Raw genomic sequence first — 14,935 nt, forward strand, 5'->3', positions numbered from 1 at the left:
TCGCCAGCGAGGCGATCCGCCCGGCCAGGCGCTCGAGCCCAGCCGTCCCTCCTGGACGGGAGCCAGACGCTCGTCCTGGCAGGCACCCAGCGTCGCGACGGCGGAGGCGGCGGCCGGTGGCCCAGGAAGTGTCGTCGGGACAGCATCGGCGCCCTGTCTCGCTATCCCGTCAACAGGACGAGGCTGATCATGAGGACGAACCAGAGGCGCCGAGCACGAGCATCCCCGTGCCGACCATGCCGAGGATCCGAGCCGCGGTGAGCTGCCCGTGATTGGTCACGGGGTAGGGGGAGGCGTCGGACTCCCGGATCGCGGAGTGCGCCATCGCCCAGGCGATCGGGCCGAGCAGCGCCACGCCGCAGCAGCTGAGGATCCCGAGCACCAGCGCCGTCGTGCCGCGCGGGTGGTCGTTGTGGCCCACCGGACCCCACGGTGCTCCGGGGGTGACGGCATACGGATCGCGCGATGCCGCCTCCTGCCCGGCCCGGGGCGAGGCAGCGTAGGGGTCCTGCGGCTCGGCCCCGCCACCGGCGCGGGGCGCGGGAGGTGGCTCGAACCGGAACATGTCGCTCACCCTACGCCCGCCGTGCCGGTATGCCGCCCTACTCGATGCCGAACAGGACCACGAGGATGACGGTCGCCACGAAGACGGCGACCATCAGGGCCAGCACGGCGGTGCCGATCATGCCCATCGTGCGACCGGCGACGAGCTGCCCCCGGTTGACCACAGGTCCGGGCTGGGAGTCCGCCTCGCGCAGCGCGCGGGACGCGACGGACCAGGCGACCGGTCCCAGGACGGGGACACCGGCGACCGCCAGGACCCCGAGGACGATGACCAGCGTGCCGCGGGGGTGATGGTGCCCGGCGGGGCCGGGAAAGCTGCTGGGCTCCGCCGACAGGGCCGGGTGCTGAAGGTGCTCCATGGGGCGACGCTAGGAGGAGCGAGGCCTCGGCCGCAGAAGTTGTCCACAGGCAGGCTCGCCGGGGACGTCAGTCGGCGTCGAGAGCCTCCGCGGCGGCCGCGATGTCGGCGAGCTCGGTGCGCAACGCCTTCTCGGTCATCTTCAGGCCCAGGGGCCCCACGGCGCGCAGCGCGAGGCGCTGCAGCGCGTTGGGGTCGGTGGTGCCCGCGCTGAACCTGATCGACAGCTGCGTCGCCGCCCCCTCCTCGAGCGGCTCCAGCTCCAGCACCGTCCGGAAGACGGTGTTGCGCGACCTCGCCTCGGTCTCGGTGCGCCGCTCCGGGTCGTTGTCGACCACCCAGATCTCCTGGGTGTCGGAGGCGCCCATCATCCGGCGGGTCTCGCGCCAGCCGGTGCCCACGGCATACGGGCCGGTGGTGATGACGTGCAGGTCGGTCACCTGGGAGAGCCGCTCCTGCGCGTGCTCGAGGTCGGTGATGACGTCCCACACCGTGGTGGGGGAGGCCTCGACGCGGCGGGCGACCGAGACCTCGTGGGTGTCGCTCACCGCTCGTCCCCGGTCTGCTCGGCGTCGGTGTCCTCCGCGGCGGGCAGGTCCTCCCACGCCTCGCCGAGGACGAGGTCCAGGCTCTCGTCCTCCCGCTCGTCCTGGACCAGCTCGACCTCCTGCGGCAGCGCGTCGGCCAGCAGCTGCGCCGCCTCGGCACCGGAGGCGCCGTGCAGGATCTGGCCGGGTCCCTCGATGTCGGCGTCGGAGTTGTCCACCCCGTCCACGGTGAAGCCGCGGGCGGTCAGCCCGTCGCTCGCCCGTCCGGCCAGACCGGTGGTCCCGGTCGAGTTGAAGACGTTGACGACGACGTCCTCCGCCTCCAGGGTGGGGGTCGGCACCGCGACCGTGGTCTGGCTCTCGTCCGTCTCGCCACCCCCGAGGCCGAACCACCCCTGCATCGTCGCCAGCGCGACGAGCAGCGCGAGCCCCAGGACGGCCAGCAGACCGACGATGACCATGGCTGCCCGGCGCCGCGCCCGACGCGCGGCGGTGGACATACCAGCCGTGCGCACGTATCCCACGCCGAGGCTCCTTCCGACCGCAGCAGGCTAGCGAGTCGGCGCGGCATCCAGGTCGAGGACACGCCCGTGCACCGCGGGCCGGCCCTGCAGCGCGGCCCGGAGCGCCCGGTGCAGACCGTCCTCGAGGTAGAGCACGTCGTGCCACTTCACGACGTGGCAGAAGATGTCGCCGTAGAACGTCGAGTCGGCCGACAGCAGGGCCCGCAGGTCCAGCTCGGCGCGGGTCGTCACGAGCTCGTCCAGCCGCAGCATCCGGGGCGGCAGGTGTGCCCAGTCACCGGGCTCGTCGAGGCCGTGGGAGGGGTATGGCCGCGTCTCGCCCACGCCCTTGAAGATCATGCGGCGCAGTCTAGAGTCTGCTGTGTGAGCGAGCAGAGCAGCCAGATCGACCGCATCCGCGAGGGCTACACCTTCACCGACCCGAGCATCGTGCTGGGTGGGGCTGTGGGGGCGGACGGCGACAGCGTGGTGAGCGAGGCGGTCGTCCGGTTGCCCCTCGGCTCGATGAACCGGCACGGGCTGGTCGCCGGGGCCACCGGGACCGGCAAGACCGTCACGCTGCAGGTGCTCGCCGAGCAGCTCTCCGACGCGGGCGTCCCGGTCTTCCTCGCCGACATCAAGGGCGACCTGACGGGCCTGGCGACGCCGGCCGCGGGCGGCGGCAAGATCGAGGAGCGGATGGGCGAGCTCGGCCAGGACTGGACCGGCTCGGCCTACCCCGTCGAGCTGCTCAACCTCGGTGGGCACGGGGCGGGCACCCCGGTGCGGGCCACCATCACGGCCTTCGGGCCCACGCTGCTGGCCAAGGTGCTGCAGCTCAACAAGACCCAGGAGTCCAGCCTCGGGCTCATCTTCTACTGGGCGGACCAGCAGGGGCTGGCGCTGCTGGACCTCAAGGACCTCATCGCGGTCATTCAGCACCTCATCTCGGACGAGGGCAAGGAGGACCTCAAGGGACTCGGCGGACTGGCGACGTCCACCGCCGGGGTCATCCTGCGCGAGCTCATCGCCCTGTCCGCCGCGGGCGGTGACGTCTTCTTCGGCGAGCCGGAGTTCGAGACCGCCGACCTGCTGCGCACCACCCCCGAGGACACCGGCGTCATCTCGCTGCTCGAGCTGCCCGGCGTCCAGGACAAGCCGGTGCTCTTCTCCACCTTCCTCATGTGGCTGCTCGCCGAGCTCTTCCAGGACCTGCCCGAGGTGGGCAACCCGGACAAGCCCAAGCTCGTCTTCTTCTTCGACGAGGCGCACCTGCTCTTCGACGACGCCTCCGACGCCTTCCTCGACGCCGTGGAGCAGGCCGTCCGGCTCATCCGCTCCAAGGGCGTCGGCGTCTTCTTCGTCACCCAGACCCCCAAGGACGTGCCCGACTCGGTGCTCGGCCAGCTGGGCAACCGGGTGCAGCACGCGCTGCGTGCGCATACCCCCAACGACGCCAAGGCGCTCAAGGCGACCGTCTCGACGTTCCCGACCAGCGACTACGACCTCGAGGAGGTCCTCACCTCGCTGCGCACCGGGGAGGCGGTGGTCACCGTGCTCTCCGAGGAGGGGGCGCCGACCCCGGTCGCGCGGACGATGCTTCGCGCGCCGCAGGGTCAGATCGGGCCCTCGGACGAGGAGGTCGTGCGCACCGCGGTCGCCGGCTCGGCGTTGGCGGGCAAGTATGCCGAGCCGCTTGACCGCGAGTCGGCGTACGAGATGCTGGCTGCGCGCATGGAGGAGGCGACCCGGGCGGCCGACGCCGCTGAGGCACAGGAGGCCGAGGACGCCGCGGCGCAGGCCGATGCTCGTGAGCAGGCGGGCGGCAGCCGGTCACGGCGTGGTGAAGAGAGGGGCGAGGAGAGGGGCATGGTGGAGCAGGTCGTCTCCTCGACCGCGTTCCGCTCCATGCTGCGCTCGGCCGGGACCGTGATCGGGCGGGAGATCAGCCGGTCGATCTTCGGGACCCGACGGCGCTGAGGCATACCGCCCGCACACCCGAGGGCGGACGACGAAACCCCCGGACCGAGGGTCCGGGGGTTTCTCCTGTCCTGAGATGAGGACATCGGCGGAGGATGGGGGATTTGAACCCCCGAGGGTTTTATCCCAACACGATTTCCAATCGTGCGCACTAGGCCGCTATGCGAATCCTCCGCCGAGAAGGATAGCCGAGAGCGAGGGAGCGACCCTAATCCTGGTGGGCCGACCCGCCGGCTTGGAGGGGCCGTGGCGAACGCCTAGACTCGGTGCCGGACCCCTCGTGCGGTGGTACCTCGGTGAACTCCCCCAGGGCAGGAATGCAGCAAGGGCAACCGGGCTCTTCCAGGTGCGCGAGGGGTTCTTCACGTCCTGGTCCGTGGCCCGAGCGGCGCCCTCGCCCCGCATGGCAGGATGTCCGCACCCCTGCGAAAGGACCCCGCTCATGCCCTTCCACGTCGGCTCCGAGGTCGGTCGGCTGCGTCAGGTGATCGTCCACCGGCCCGGGCTGGAGATGCACCGCCTGACGCCGGACAACAAGGACCGCTACCTCTTCGACGAGATCCTCTGGGTGGAGAAGGCGCAGGAGGAGCACGACTACTTCGTCCAGGTGATGCGCGAGCGGGGCGTGACGGTGCACCACTTCGACGCGCTGCTGCGGGAGTCGCTCGCGGTCCCCGAGGCGCGCGCCCACGTGCTCGGCCACAGCCTGGACGAGCGGCACGTCGGCCCGCAGGCCGCCGAGGAGCTGCGCGCGATGTTCGACGAGATGGATGACGCCGAACTGGCGACCCACCTCATCGGCGGCATCACCAAGGCCGAGGTCCTCGAGCGGATCGGCAGCCCCAGCTCGGTGGTCATCGAGCAGTTCGGGACGCACGACTCCGTGCTGGCGCCGCTGCCCAACCACCTGTTCACCCGGGACACCTCCGCCTGGGCCTACTCCGGCGTTTCGGTCAACTCCATGCACAAGAAGGCGCGCCGCCGGGAGACCGTGCACTACGACGCGATCTACCGCTACCACCCGATGTTCGCCGGGGCGGGGATGCAGTGGTGGAGCCACGGCGTGGACGACGGGCCCGCCACGGCCGAGGGCGGCGACATCCTCGTGCCGGGCAACGGCATGGTGCTCGTCGGGCTCTCCGAGCGGACCACCGCCATGGGCGTGGAGCGGCTGGCGCGCCGGCTGCTGGCCTCCGGCCAGGCGGAGCGGGTGGTCGCCCTCGACATGCCCAAGGCGAGGGCCGTCATGCACCTGGACACGGTGATGACGATGGTCGACGAGCGCACCTTCACCCGCTACCTCGGGCTGCCCGACCTCACCTCGTGGACGATCACCGCGGCCGAGGGCGAGCAGGACGCCGACCCCGCGGACCTGCACCTGTCGATCGAGCGGCACGAGCCGGAGCAGATGGAGCAGGTCATCGCCCGCGGCCTGGGCGTGGAGCGTCTCCGGGTGCTGGCCGCCGACCAGGACCCGCGGGCCGCGGCCCGCGAGCAGTGGGACGACGGCTGCAACGTGCTCGCCCTGGAGCCCGGGGTCGTCGTCGGCTACCGCCGCAACACGGTCACCAACGCCTACCTGCGCGAGCAGGGGGTGGAGGTCCTCGAGATCGACGGCTCCGAGCTTGGCCGGGGCAGGGGCGGACCGCGCTGCATGTCCTGCCCGGTCGAGCGCGACCCGCTCACCTGATGCCGCCGCGGCGCCGGATCGACCCGGCCGCGGGCGAGCAGGCGCTCGCCGCCTGGGAGGCGGGGGAGGAGCCGGCCCGCGGGATGCTCGCCACCGCGGTGCGCTACACGATCGAGGAGCTGGCCGCGCGCGCCCCCGGGCGGTCGGTCGAGGTCCGCGTCCCGCCGTATGCCGCCGCCCAGGTCATCGAGGGGCCGCGGCACACGCGCGGGACGCCGACCAACGTCGTCGAGACCGATCCGCAGACCTGGCTCGCGCTGGTGACCGGCCGCGCCACCTGGGCCGAGGCTGTGGCGAGCGGCGCGGTGCGTGCGTCGGGCCAGCGGGCCGACCTCACGGCATACCTCCCGCTGCGCTGAGGGCGGCTCAGCCTCTGTCGTCGTCCGGGTCCCGCAGCGCCTCGTGGACGCGCACGAGCTCGACCGGGCCCCGACGAGCACCGGTATCTGAGGTCGGCGTGCGCCCTCTGTAGCGCCGACGCCCCGGCGGAGGCGAGGGACCTCCCGGCGTCACCGGTCAGTGCTGACCGGACCGTGAAGGAGAAGCACCATGCCTACCACACCACTGGTCCGTCGACGGGCGGGGATCGCGGCCGGCGCCGCGCTCGCCCTCGGGACGACCGCCCTGGCCGGGGCCGTACCGGCCTTCGCCGCCACGCTCGGCGACTACGAGATCGCCGGCGTGCAGTTCGTCAACGACGACTGCAGCCGCAACGAGTACGCCATCGACGCCACGATCACCGGCACCACCGACGACGTCGCCGGTTTCGACCGGGTGCGCTTCGAGGTCTGGGACGACGGCACGCTGATGGACAGCCGCACCCTCGAGGTCGAGGTGGGCGCCACCCGCGACCTGCACGCCTTCCTCTCGTTCGTCGGCCTCTACGGCCACGGCGCCCCGGGGGTCGGGATCCAGATCAGCGACGTCGACGCGGACGACAACGATGTCTCCACCCTGATGAGCGAGGATCCTTTCTACCCCGACGACGTCGACGGCCCGTGCACCTTCGATGTCGAGCGGATCGGCGGCCCGACGCGGATCGAGACCGCGGCGATGCTCTCGGAGCAGAAGTTCGTCATGGCCGACACGGCCGTGATTGCCACCGCCAAAGCCTATCCGGACGCGCTCACCGCCGCCCCCTGGGCCGCGCAGCTGGGCGCCCCGCTGCTGCTCACCAACCCCGGTGGGCTGCCCACCGCCACCGTGGACGAGCTGACACGGCTCATGCCGACCTCGGTCTACGTCGTCGGCGGGACCACCGCCGTCGAGGACCAGGTGCTGGCCGACGTCCAGGCCGCGCTCCCGGGCGCGACCGTGGAGCGGGTCTCCGGGTCCGACCGCTACGGCACCGCCGGCGAGATCGCGCAACGCGTGGTGCAGGACAGCTCGGCCGAGCTCTTCGTCGCCTCGGGCCAGGACTTCCCGGACGCGTTGGTGCTCAGCGCGCTCGCCGCGCGGCACCAGGCGCCGTTGGTGCTGGTCAAGCACGACGAGGTGCCGCCGGCCACGGACGCGGCACTCGGCGCGCTGTCCTTCGACGACGTCTACGCGGCCGGAGGCACCACGGTCCTCACCGACGACGTGCTCGACGACGTCGCCGGGGGTGTGCCCTGGACCCGCTACAGCGGCACCGACCGCTACGCGACGGCCCAGCAGGTGCTCGAGCGGTTCCCGGCCGAGGGCAAGGTGCTGGTCGCCACCGGTCAGGACTTCCCGGACAGCCTGACCGCCGTGCCGGTCGCCGCGCGGACCGGCGCCGGCGTGGCGCTGACCCGTCCGGAGGCGGTCCCCGTCGGCGTGCTGGACGAGGTCGAGCGGCTGATCACCGGCTTCTCGTTCCCACTCATCACCATCGTCGGCGGCGAGGTGGCGGTGCACGACACCGTCAAGACCCAGCTGCTGGGCCTGGTCGGCGGGCTCGCCGACCCGACCGAGCGCTCCGGCGCAGGGTCGAGCGAGAGCAACATCCCCCAGGGGTGAGGTCCGGCGTCCCGTGACGCAGCGGCGCGGCAGCCACCCGGCTGCCGTGCCGTTCGCCGTCCTGACGGATACTGGGGTGATGGCTTCCGCCCAGACCCCGGACGACCCGTCACGCACGCCCGTGCACCGGCGTCCACAGCTCAGCCGCTTCCTCGTCGCGGGGGCGGTGCTGGGTCTGGTCGTGGGGGTCGTGATCTCGCTGACGCGCCCGGACGCGCCGGGCAGCACCGCCGGGCAGCAGGCGATCCTGCTGGGGGCCACCGGTGCGATCTTCTGCGGTCTGTTCGCCGCGATCGTCTACCTCGTCGTCGACCGCAGCGGTCGCCGCTGACCGTCGTGGCGCCCCGTCACCCACGCCTGCCCCGGTTCCTCGGCACCGGGGGAGTCCTCGGTGCCTTGATCGCCCTGCTGGTGGCGGTCGTCGGACGCGACGTGCCCTACGTCAACGGGCTCGAGGAATACCTCATCTTCGCGCTCATCGGGGGCGGCACCGGGGTGGCCGTCGGTGCCCTGGCCTTCCTCGTCGCCGACCGCCCGCGGCTCGGCTCCTGACGCCCCGCGCGGCCGCCTCGGCCGGGTGCGACGGGCATACCGGCTGTGGGAGCATGGCCGCGTGGCTCGCGCTGACGGACGGCTCTCGCACGACCTGCTCCCCGAGGAGCGCCTGCCCCAGGACGCCTGCGGGGTGTTCGGGGTGTGGGCGCCGGGCGAGGAGGTCGCCAAGCTCACCTACTTCGGCCTCTACGCCCTGCAGCACCGCGGCCAGGAGGCGGCCGGCATCGCGACCAGCGACGGGCAGCGCCTCGTGGTCTACAAGGACGTGGGGCTGGTCAGCCAGGTCTTCGACGAGTCCGCGCTCGCCTCGCTCCAGGGGCACCTCGCGGTCGGCCACTGCCGCTACTCCACGACCGGGCGCAACTCGTGGCAGAACGCCCAGCCGACGCTCGGGGGGACCACGGACGCCACGGTCGCGCTGACGCACAACGGCAACCTCATCAACACCGCCGAGCTACGTGACCTGCTCCGCGAAGCGCTGGGCGGCGATCTCAGCCGCTCCGCCGGCGAGGTCGGGCGGGGCAACACGACGGACACCGCCATCGTCACCGGGCTGCTGACCTCGGACCCGGACCTGTCGCTGCACGAGTCGGCGATGCGGGTGCTGCCGCAGCTGCGCGGCGCCTTCTCGCTCGTCTTCTGCGACGAGGGCACGCTGTATGCCGCGCGCGACCCGCAGGGGGTGCGCCCGCTCGTCCTGGGTCGGCTGGAGCGTGGCTGGGTGGTCGCCTCGGAGACCGCCGCGCTGGACATCGTCGGCGCCTCGGTGGTCCGTGAGGTGGAGCCGGGTGAGCTCATCGCCATCGACGAGAACGGCCTGCGCTCGAGCCGCTTCGCGCAGGCGGCCCCGAAGCGGTGCGTCTTCGAGTGGGTCTACCTCGCGCGGCCGGACACCACGATCGCCGGGCGGCAGGTCTACGACTCCCGGGTCGAGATGGGACGCCAGCTCGCGCGCGAGCACCCGGTCGAGGCGGACATGGTCATGCCGACCCCGGAGTCGGGCACCCCGGCAGCCATCGGGTATGCCGAGGAGTCCGGCATCCCCTACGGCCAGGGGCTGGTGAAGAACGCCTACGTCGGCCGGACCTTCATCGCGCCCAGCCAGACGATCCGGCAGCTCGGGATCCGGCTCAAGCTCAACCCGCTGCGCGACGTCATCAAGGGCAAGCGGCTGGTGGTCGTCGACGACTCGATCGTGCGGGGCAACACTCAGCGGGCGCTGGTGCGGATGCTGCGGGAGGCCGGGGCCGCGGAGGTGCACGTACGGATCTCCTCCCCGCCGGTGCGCTGGCCGTGCTTCTACGGCATCGACTTCGCCACCCGCGCCGAGCTCATCGCCACCGGGCTGGAGGCGGCCGACATCTGCGCCTCCGTGGGAGCGGACTCGTTGGGCTACATCAGCGAGGACGGGATGGTGGCGGCCACCGAGCAGCCCCGGGCCGCGCTGTGCACGGCGTGCTTCTCGGGCGACTACCCGATCGAGCTCCCCGCCGAGGACCAGCTCGGCAAGGACGTCCTGGAGCTGCAGTTCCCGGTCAACGAGGCCGACGTCGACCCGACCGAGGTCGGCACCCTGGACGTCGACCGGGTCGGGGTCACCGCCGGCGCGGGTGGCGCCGACGCCGTCCGCCGCCCCTGATCCTCACCGGTTGAGGGTGAGGAGCAGTTCCTCCTCATCCGTCTCCTCGAGCCAGAGCTCCCGGTCGCCTGTGACCCACTCCTGCAACTGGTGGAGGTTCTGCCAGGCGCTTGAGGGGCAGCCCGGCTGCCCAGCGGTCGCGGCAGCTGCATGGCTTCCCGTGGGAGATTCCCAGTCGTCTTCGATCCGGAGCTGCGTCCCAACCAGAACGGCTGGAGCGCTCAGAGCGCGTCCGCAGGCGGTGATCGTCAAGCGTTCGCCGTCGAAGCGCATCCGGGCGGCATCCCCCTGTGGTTCGAGCCATCGTGTGTCGACGACCCACCACTCGCCGATGACGCGCTCGATGTCGGGAGGGCCTCCGGGCTCGAGGCTCGCGCCCTGAAGAGCGGTCAGCTCCGTCGGAGGCACATTGGCCAACAGGACGCTCTCCTCCAGTTCCTCGCTGGCGTCGTCGAGGGAGAGGAGATCCTCGTGACCGGTCAGCTCGAGCTTCCCGCCTGCCCAGCTCAGGCTCGCCTCCGGATCGGTCGCCAGGGCAGTCACAGGTGTCACGCCGTTGTAGCCGAGACAGCTGTCGACTGCGGGTCGACCGATCTCCGGAGAGGCGATGCGGCCCTTCTCTGTGAAGGTCACGTCCTCGAAGACCATGGTGAAGCAGTCGACCTCCAGCGTCATTGTCTCCGGCTCCGTGAAGTTGATCGGTCCGCCGAGCCGCAGCGGCGACGCCCAGTCAGTGCTGATGATCCCCCGCGGGCCCTCGACCACGAACTCGGTCGGGGAGGCGACCACTTCCTCGACGTCGGCCCAGGAGTCCACGGGCCCGTCGGGCCGCGGCTCACCCTCAGTCACCTCAAAGACGACCCGATAGGGCACCGTCTCCGCTCCCGGCGGGGTGCTCGTGACCGCTGTGTCGTCCACGCCACCACTCTCGGCCGGCCCGGGGGAGGCGTCGGTGCTGCCACCCCCGAGCGACCACGCAGCGACGACTGCGGCCACGCCGGCCACTGCGCCGAGCGAGCCGACACTCCAGCTGTGCCGCCGAGCGCGGCGTCGACCGTCGCGCCAGGCCGCCTCGGTCAGATCCTCACCTGGTGCCCCTGTGGTCGCCCGCTCGAGCAGATCCTTGAGCTCGTCGTTATGCATCGGTCCTCACCTCGGTCAGGAGTTCACGCAGGCGGCGGATGCCGTCGCTGGTCTGGCTCTTCACCGTGCCGTCGCTGATGCCGAGCGTCTGTGCTGTCGTCGCGACGTCGAGGTCCTCGACGTAGCGCAGCACCACCACGGCCCGCACCCGGGGAGGTAGTTGCTGCAGTGCGTCACGGATCGCCAGGGAGGTCGCCCACGCGTCGTCCCCGGACGACGCACGCTCTGGCGGGGTGTCGGTGAGGACCTCTGGCCCGGTGCGCCGCCAACGGTCGACGTTGACCGTGTAGAGGATGCGCCGCGCATACGCGAGCGGGAGTCCGTCCCTGACCCTGTGCCAGCGCTGGGCGGTCCGGGTCAACGCCTCCTGGGTCAGGTCGCGGGCCAGCTCACGATCACCGCACAGCAGGTAGGCCGCGCGCTGCAGCGTGTGCTGGTGAGCCCCGACGAAGCGGGCGAAGTCCTCGTCGACCGGGCGGGCCGCTCGTGCCACGTGGCACCTCCTCTCACCCTGTCCCAACGGCGGGATGTCGCGAACGGTTGGGTCCTCGTCGGTGTGCCGAACCTGTGCACCGCTGTGCATCGTGTACAACGTACGCACCGGCTGCCTGGCGAGGTCCGAGTGCGCTCAGGATGGACGCGGGGCGCTTCGCCGCGCGGTCGGGGGGAACCAGGTCTAGCGTCCGAGGCGACGGGTCGGCGACCCGGGATGCGGAGGCGCCATGAGCGAGCACGACGACCAGACCACGCCGGAGCCTGAGGACCAGGCCGCCCAGGAGCCGGAGGGGACGGCCGACGACGCGCCCGACGCGTCGTCGGCCGCGGGGGACCACGACGCGCAGGAGGCGGAGGAGACCCGTCGGCGGCAGGAGGAGTTCGCCCGGGAGCACGACCCGGCCGACCACGACGTCGCCGCGGGCGAGGACTTCCGTCAGCCGGGCGACTGGGTGGCCGGGGACGACGAGGAGCCGCAGCAGCTCGAGACCGACCAGGCCACGCTGACGACGGACGGCGAGGTTGGCGGGGGCGATGACGCGGGCGACGGCCAGCGCGCCGCAGTCGCCGACGACGGCGACCACGGTGGTGCCGGGGCTGATGGGCACGGCGAGGAGATCCGCGACGGCGGGCACGGCTGAGCCTCAGCGCTCGCCGACGGGGCAGGTCCGGTCACCTGCGTCGGTGCGCGGCGGCATACCCTGGGGGCGCACCCGCCCCGACCCCTGAGGGAACGCACCTGATGAGCGACCAGCCGATCACGTATGCCAGCGCCGGCGTCGACGTCCACGCCGGCGACCGCGCGGTGGAGCTCATGAAGGAGTCGGTCCGGCGGGCCCAGCGCCCGGAGGTGCTCGGTGGGCTCGGCGGCTTCGCCGGGATGTTCGACGCCTCCGCGCTGCAGGGCATGCGCCGTCCGGTGCTCGCGACCTCCACGGACGGTGTCGGCACCAAGGTGGCGATCGCCCAGGCGATGGACGTGCACGACACCATCGGGCAGGACCTGGTCGGCATGGTGGTCGACGACATCGTGGTCAGCGGGGCCGAGCCGCTGTTCATGACCGACTACATCGCCTGCGGGCAGGTCGTCCCCGAGCGGATCGCGGCGATCGTCTCGGGCATCGCCCGCGGCTGCGAGCTCGCGGGTGTCGCACTCGTCGGCGGTGAGACCGCGGAGCACCCGGGCCTGCTCGACCCGCAGGAGTACGACGTGGCGGGCGCGGCGACCGGGGTGGTCGAGCACGACGCGGTGCTCGGGCCGCACCGGGTGACCGACGGCGACGTCGTCCTGGCGCTGGCCAGCTCGGGGCTGCACAGCAACGGCTTCTCCCTGGTCCGCCGGGTCGTCGCCGCCGCGGGCTGGGCCTGGGACCGCCAGGTGCCCGAGCTCGGCCGCACGCTGGGCGAGGAGTGCCTGGAGCCGACCCGCATCTACACCCGCCCGCTGCTCGACCTGGTGCGTGACCTCGGGGAGGACCTGCACGCGCTCTCGCACGTCACCGGGGGCGGGCTCGCGGCCAACCTGGCTCGGGTGCTGCCCGCCGGGACGCTCGCCACGATCGAGCGGTCGTGGACGCCGCCGCCGGTCTTCACCCTCGTCCAGGAGCTGGGGCAGGTGCCGCAGCCGGACCTGGAGCAGACGCTCAACATGGGGGTGGGCTTCGTCGCGGTCCTCGACCCCGACCGTGCCGAGCGGGCGGTCGACCTGCTCACCGAGGCCGGCATCGATACCTGGCCGATCGGCACGGTCGAGCGCGGCGACGGTGGGCAGCCGGACGCCGACGTCGTGCAGGGCGCCAAGGGTGTGGATGGAGGATCGGTGCGCGTCGTCGGGAGCTACCGCCCCTGACCGGCTCCCGCAGTCGAGGTCTTGTCAGCCGGCTGGGGTCAGCAGCACCCAGTAGGAGGTCGGCCCGCGACCGCCGATGAAGCCGCCCCAGCGGGTGTCGCTCGCGTCGCTGGTCAGCGCCACCCGCACCCGCTGCGCCTCGGGCTCGCCGATGACGACGGTCTCCGCGGGCTCCGTCAGGTCGAGGTCCACGCTGTGCTCGGGGGAGTTGACCGCCCACGCCTCCCAGGTGAGGACCGACCCGGAGACGCCGTCCGGCTCCACCCGCTCCTCACCGCGCATGAGCGCCATGGTCAGCGCGTCGGCCGATACCGGCTCGCACGCCGCTGCCTGCACGTCGGCCCAGGTGGACTGCTCGGTCAGCGGTTCCTGGCACTGGCGCACCTCGTAGGTGACGGTGGCGATGCCCATGTAGACGCGGTAGCCGCCGTAGAGGGCCACCAGGCACAGCGCCAACAGCAGCGGCAGCATCCACCAGGCGTTGCGGGGCAACCGACCGGTGGCCTTCGCGTCGGCGTGGGTCCACCGTGCCTCGTGCCGGCTGCGTGTGCTCACCGACGACCCCCCGGCGTCACGGTGTCAACGACCGCCGGCGGCCCAGGAGCCGTAGTCGTCTCCCTCGTCCTCGGCGTAGGGGTCGTCCTCGGAGTCGAGGTCGTCGTCGCTGTCGGACTCCGCGCTCGGCGGGGTGTAGTCGAACTCCCCACGCGTGGAGTGCAACTCCCGCTCGAGAGCCGAGAGGTCGGTGTCGGGGGCTGAGTACTTCAGCTTCCGTGCAACCTTGATCTGCTTTGCCTTGGCCCGGCCGCGCCCCATGGCGTGACCCCCTTGCATCGAGTCTGCCGGAGCGGCATCGCTGGCTGACGAGTCAGGTCGCGGAGCCGGCCCGGGAATGTGTGTAATCCGTGGCCTCTACGGTACATGAGAGGGGGCCGTGCGCCCGCATCCGGATCGCCGTCAGGAGCGTCCGCGCTGCCAGGTCCAGGCCAGCATGCCGAGCAGTCCCGCGGCGGCGAGGGCCACCACGGCCCAGGCCCATGCGGGTACCCCGGTGGGCCCTGCGGCGGCCTCGCCCGAGGTCTCGGTGGTCTCCTCGCCGGTCTCCTGCTCGGCCGCGGCGGACTCGGTGTCCTCCGGTGTCGGCGCCGGCTCGGCCTCGTCGCTCTCCTGGGGGGCGTCGGCCGACTCCTCCGGCGCGGCGGCCTCGGACGTGGCCTCCGCCGAGCTGTCCTCGTCCTCCTCGGTCGGCGAGCCCTCACCCTCGACGGTGAAGGCGAACTCACCGGAGATGGGGTGGCCGTCCTCGCTGGTCACCCGCCAGGCCACGGCATACTCACCGTCGCCGAGCTCGTCCACGAGGTCCTGCTCGACCTCGGTCCCGTCGACCTCGGGCTCACCGTCGGTGACCGACGACCCGTCCGGGGCCGTGACGGTGACCGCCGCACCGACCTCCGCGATGTCCCCGCTGAAGGTCAGCGTCAGCTCGTCGGGCGCCTCGGCGCTGTCGCCGTCGGCGGGCTCGCTGCCGGTCAGCTCGTCGTGGGCCTGGGCGGCCACGGGGACCGTGAGGAAGCCGGCGGCGAGCAGGGCCGCGAGGAGTCTGCGCGTGAGGACCATGGCTGCAGTGTAGG

The 14,935-nt window shown here is 72.3% G+C and carries 19 protein-coding genes, 1 tRNA gene and 1 other RNA gene; 10 read left to right on the forward strand and 11 right to left on the reverse strand.

Annotation, left to right across the window (positions count from 1 at the left end):
• Positions 1–187: 187 nt before the first annotated feature.
• From BJF86_RS16965 to BJF86_RS08680, 5 genes are all read right to left on the reverse strand, one after another.
• Positions 188–565 carry a DUF4190 domain-containing protein gene (locus BJF86_RS16965; protein WP_083652864.1) on the reverse strand — a complete coding sequence of 126 codons (378 nt, stop codon included), beginning with the start codon at positions 563–565 and terminating at the stop codon, positions 188–190.
• A 37-nt stretch (positions 566–602) separates the two neighbouring features.
• Entirely contained in the window at positions 603–923 is a 321-nt protein-coding gene (locus tag BJF86_RS08665; protein ID WP_083652866.1) for a hypothetical protein, read from the reverse strand.
• A gap of 67 nt (positions 924–990) precedes the next feature.
• The gene (locus BJF86_RS08670) at positions 991–1,470 is read right to left on the reverse strand and encodes an SRPBCC family protein (protein ID WP_075810940.1); all 480 of its coding nucleotides are present in this window, start codon (positions 1,468–1,470) and stop codon (positions 991–993) included.
• Positions 1,467–1,994: a LytR C-terminal domain-containing protein gene (locus BJF86_RS08675; protein WP_143553767.1), complete on the reverse strand. Its 528-nt coding sequence runs from the start codon at positions 1,992–1,994 to the stop codon at positions 1,467–1,469. Before BJF86_RS08675 ends, BJF86_RS08670 begins: the two co-directional genes overlap by 4 nt.
• A gap of 27 nt (positions 1,995–2,021) precedes the next feature.
• Positions 2,022–2,333 carry a type II toxin-antitoxin system VapB family antitoxin gene (locus BJF86_RS08680; protein WP_022925877.1) on the reverse strand — a complete coding sequence of 104 codons (312 nt, stop codon included), beginning with the start codon at positions 2,331–2,333 and terminating at the stop codon, positions 2,022–2,024.
• A 24-nt stretch (positions 2,334–2,357) separates the two neighbouring features.
• Here BJF86_RS08680 and BJF86_RS08685 point away from each other — a divergent pair, with 24 nt between their 5' ends.
• On the forward strand, positions 2,358–3,953 hold the full coding sequence (locus BJF86_RS08685; protein ID WP_075818154.1) for a helicase HerA-like domain-containing protein: 1,596 nt from the start codon (positions 2,358–2,360) through the stop codon (positions 3,951–3,953).
• Between the two features lie 89 nt (positions 3,954–4,042).
• On the opposite strand, the gene BJF86_RS08690 is transcribed toward BJF86_RS08685, so the two are convergent.
• Positions 4,043–4,127, reverse strand: a tRNA-Ser gene (locus tag BJF86_RS08690).
• 96 nt (positions 4,128–4,223) lie between these two features.
• Here BJF86_RS08690 and ffs point away from each other — a divergent pair.
• The 7 genes from ffs to purF all read left to right on the forward strand — a co-directional run bounded on the left by ffs (position 4,224) and on the right by purF (position 9,817).
• An RNA gene (ffs, locus tag BJF86_RS08695) (signal recognition particle sRNA small type) lies at positions 4,224–4,318 on the forward strand.
• 77 nt (positions 4,319–4,395) lie between these two features.
• Positions 4,396–5,643, forward strand: a complete 1,248-nt coding sequence (locus tag BJF86_RS08700; protein ID WP_075818161.1) for an arginine deiminase — start codon at positions 4,396–4,398, stop codon at positions 5,641–5,643.
• Positions 5,643–6,002: a sterol carrier family protein gene (locus BJF86_RS08705; protein WP_022925880.1), complete on the forward strand. Its 360-nt coding sequence runs from the start codon at positions 5,643–5,645 to the stop codon at positions 6,000–6,002. The genes BJF86_RS08700 and BJF86_RS08705 overlap by 1 nt, the downstream gene beginning before the upstream one ends.
• A 190-nt stretch (positions 6,003–6,192) precedes the next feature.
• A complete protein-coding gene (locus BJF86_RS08710) occupies positions 6,193–7,623 on the forward strand; it encodes a cell wall-binding repeat-containing protein (protein WP_075818163.1) in 1,431 nt (476 codons plus the stop codon).
• 79 nt (positions 7,624–7,702) lie between these two features.
• Positions 7,703–7,954 carry a hypothetical protein gene (locus BJF86_RS08715; protein WP_143553768.1) on the forward strand — a complete coding sequence of 84 codons (252 nt, stop codon included), beginning with the start codon at positions 7,703–7,705 and terminating at the stop codon, positions 7,952–7,954.
• 5 nt (positions 7,955–7,959) lie between these two features.
• Positions 7,960–8,175, forward strand: a complete 216-nt coding sequence (locus BJF86_RS08720; RefSeq protein ID WP_075810945.1) for a hypothetical protein — start codon at positions 7,960–7,962, stop codon at positions 8,173–8,175.
• Between the two features lie 61 nt (positions 8,176–8,236).
• Positions 8,237–9,817 (forward strand): amidophosphoribosyltransferase, encoded by a 1,581-nt coding sequence (purF, locus tag BJF86_RS08725; RefSeq protein WP_022925884.1) that lies wholly within the window; start codon positions 8,237–8,239, stop codon positions 9,815–9,817.
• Positions 9,818–9,820: 3 nt separating this feature from the next.
• Here purF and BJF86_RS08730 read toward each other — a convergent pair whose 3' ends face one another.
• Together BJF86_RS08730 and BJF86_RS08735 are read right to left on the reverse strand one after the other, a co-directional pair.
• Positions 9,821–10,960, reverse strand: a complete 1,140-nt coding sequence (locus tag BJF86_RS08730) for a hypothetical protein (protein WP_075818165.1) — start codon at positions 10,958–10,960, stop codon at positions 9,821–9,823.
• Positions 10,953–11,453, reverse strand: coding sequence for a SigE family RNA polymerase sigma factor (locus BJF86_RS08735; protein ID WP_022925886.1), 501 nt, complete (start codon positions 11,451–11,453; stop codon positions 10,953–10,955). The genes BJF86_RS08730 and BJF86_RS08735 overlap by 8 nt, the downstream gene beginning before the upstream one ends.
• 229 nt (positions 11,454–11,682) lie before the next feature.
• On the opposite strand from BJF86_RS08735, the gene BJF86_RS17940 reads away from it, so the two are divergent.
• Both BJF86_RS17940 and purM read left to right on the forward strand, forming a co-directional pair.
• Positions 11,683–12,096 (forward strand): hypothetical protein, encoded by a 414-nt coding sequence (locus BJF86_RS17940; RefSeq protein WP_075818167.1) that lies wholly within the window; start codon positions 11,683–11,685, stop codon positions 12,094–12,096.
• 101 nt (positions 12,097–12,197) lie between these two features.
• Positions 12,198–13,304, forward strand: coding sequence for a phosphoribosylformylglycinamidine cyclo-ligase (purM, locus tag BJF86_RS08745; protein ID WP_075818179.1), 1,107 nt, complete (start codon positions 12,198–12,200; stop codon positions 13,302–13,304).
• A 24-nt stretch (positions 13,305–13,328) separates the two neighbouring features.
• Here the strand turns inward: purM and BJF86_RS08750 are convergent, their stop codons facing one another.
• The 3 genes from BJF86_RS08750 to BJF86_RS08760 form a co-directional block, all read right to left on the reverse strand.
• A complete protein-coding gene (locus BJF86_RS08750) occupies positions 13,329–13,859 on the reverse strand; it encodes a hypothetical protein (RefSeq protein ID WP_075818188.1) in 531 nt (176 codons plus the stop codon).
• Positions 13,860–13,883: 24 nt separating this feature from the next.
• Positions 13,884–14,120 carry a DUF3073 domain-containing protein gene (locus BJF86_RS08755; RefSeq protein ID WP_075818245.1) on the reverse strand — a complete coding sequence of 79 codons (237 nt, stop codon included), beginning with the start codon at positions 14,118–14,120 and terminating at the stop codon, positions 13,884–13,886.
• A gap of 141 nt (positions 14,121–14,261) precedes the next feature.
• Entirely contained in the window at positions 14,262–14,921 is a 660-nt protein-coding gene (locus BJF86_RS08760; RefSeq protein ID WP_158068398.1) for a copper resistance protein CopC, read from the reverse strand.
• Between the last annotated feature and the right edge of the window lie 14 nt (positions 14,922–14,935).

Origin of the sequence: Serinicoccus sp. CNJ-927, assembly GCF_001942435.1 — a bacterium.
Classification (GTDB): domain Bacteria; phylum Actinomycetota; class Actinomycetes; order Actinomycetales; family Dermatophilaceae; genus Ornithinicoccus; species Ornithinicoccus marinus.

What these genes read in the sequence shown, in the direction of transcription:
- purM (WP_075818179.1), top strand. Translation starts at nt 12,198, where the DNA reads ATGAGCGACCAGCCGATCACGTATGCCAGCGCCGGCGTCGACGTCCAC.
- BJF86_RS08755 (WP_075818245.1), bottom strand. Translation starts at nt 14,120, where the DNA reads ATGGGGCGCGGCCGGGCCAAGGCAAAGCAGATCAAGGTTGCACGGAAG.
- BJF86_RS08705 (WP_022925880.1), top strand. Translation starts at nt 5,643, where the DNA reads ATGCCGCCGCGGCGCCGGATCGACCCGGCCGCGGGCGAGCAGGCGCTC.
- BJF86_RS08760 (WP_158068398.1), bottom strand. Translation starts at nt 14,921, where the DNA reads ATGGTCCTCACGCGCAGACTCCTCGCGGCCCTGCTCGCCGCCGGCTTC.
- BJF86_RS08730 (WP_075818165.1), bottom strand. Translation starts at nt 10,960, where the DNA reads ATGCATAACGACGAGCTCAAGGATCTGCTCGAGCGGGCGACCACAGGG.
- BJF86_RS08680 (WP_022925877.1), bottom strand. Translation starts at nt 2,333, where the DNA reads ATGATCTTCAAGGGCGTGGGCGAGACGCGGCCATACCCCTCCCACGGC.
- BJF86_RS08715 (WP_143553768.1), top strand. Translation starts at nt 7,703, where the DNA reads ATGGCTTCCGCCCAGACCCCGGACGACCCGTCACGCACGCCCGTGCAC.
- BJF86_RS08665 (WP_083652866.1), bottom strand. Translation starts at nt 923, where the DNA reads ATGGAGCACCTTCAGCACCCGGCCCTGTCGGCGGAGCCCAGCAGCTTT.
- BJF86_RS08710 (WP_075818163.1), top strand. Translation starts at nt 6,193, where the DNA reads ATGCCTACCACACCACTGGTCCGTCGACGGGCGGGGATCGCGGCCGGC.
- BJF86_RS17940 (WP_075818167.1), top strand. Translation starts at nt 11,683, where the DNA reads ATGAGCGAGCACGACGACCAGACCACGCCGGAGCCTGAGGACCAGGCC.
- BJF86_RS16965 (WP_083652864.1), bottom strand. Translation starts at nt 565, where the DNA reads ATGTTCCGGTTCGAGCCACCTCCCGCGCCCCGCGCCGGTGGCGGGGCC.
- BJF86_RS08700 (WP_075818161.1), top strand. Translation starts at nt 4,396, where the DNA reads ATGCCCTTCCACGTCGGCTCCGAGGTCGGTCGGCTGCGTCAGGTGATC.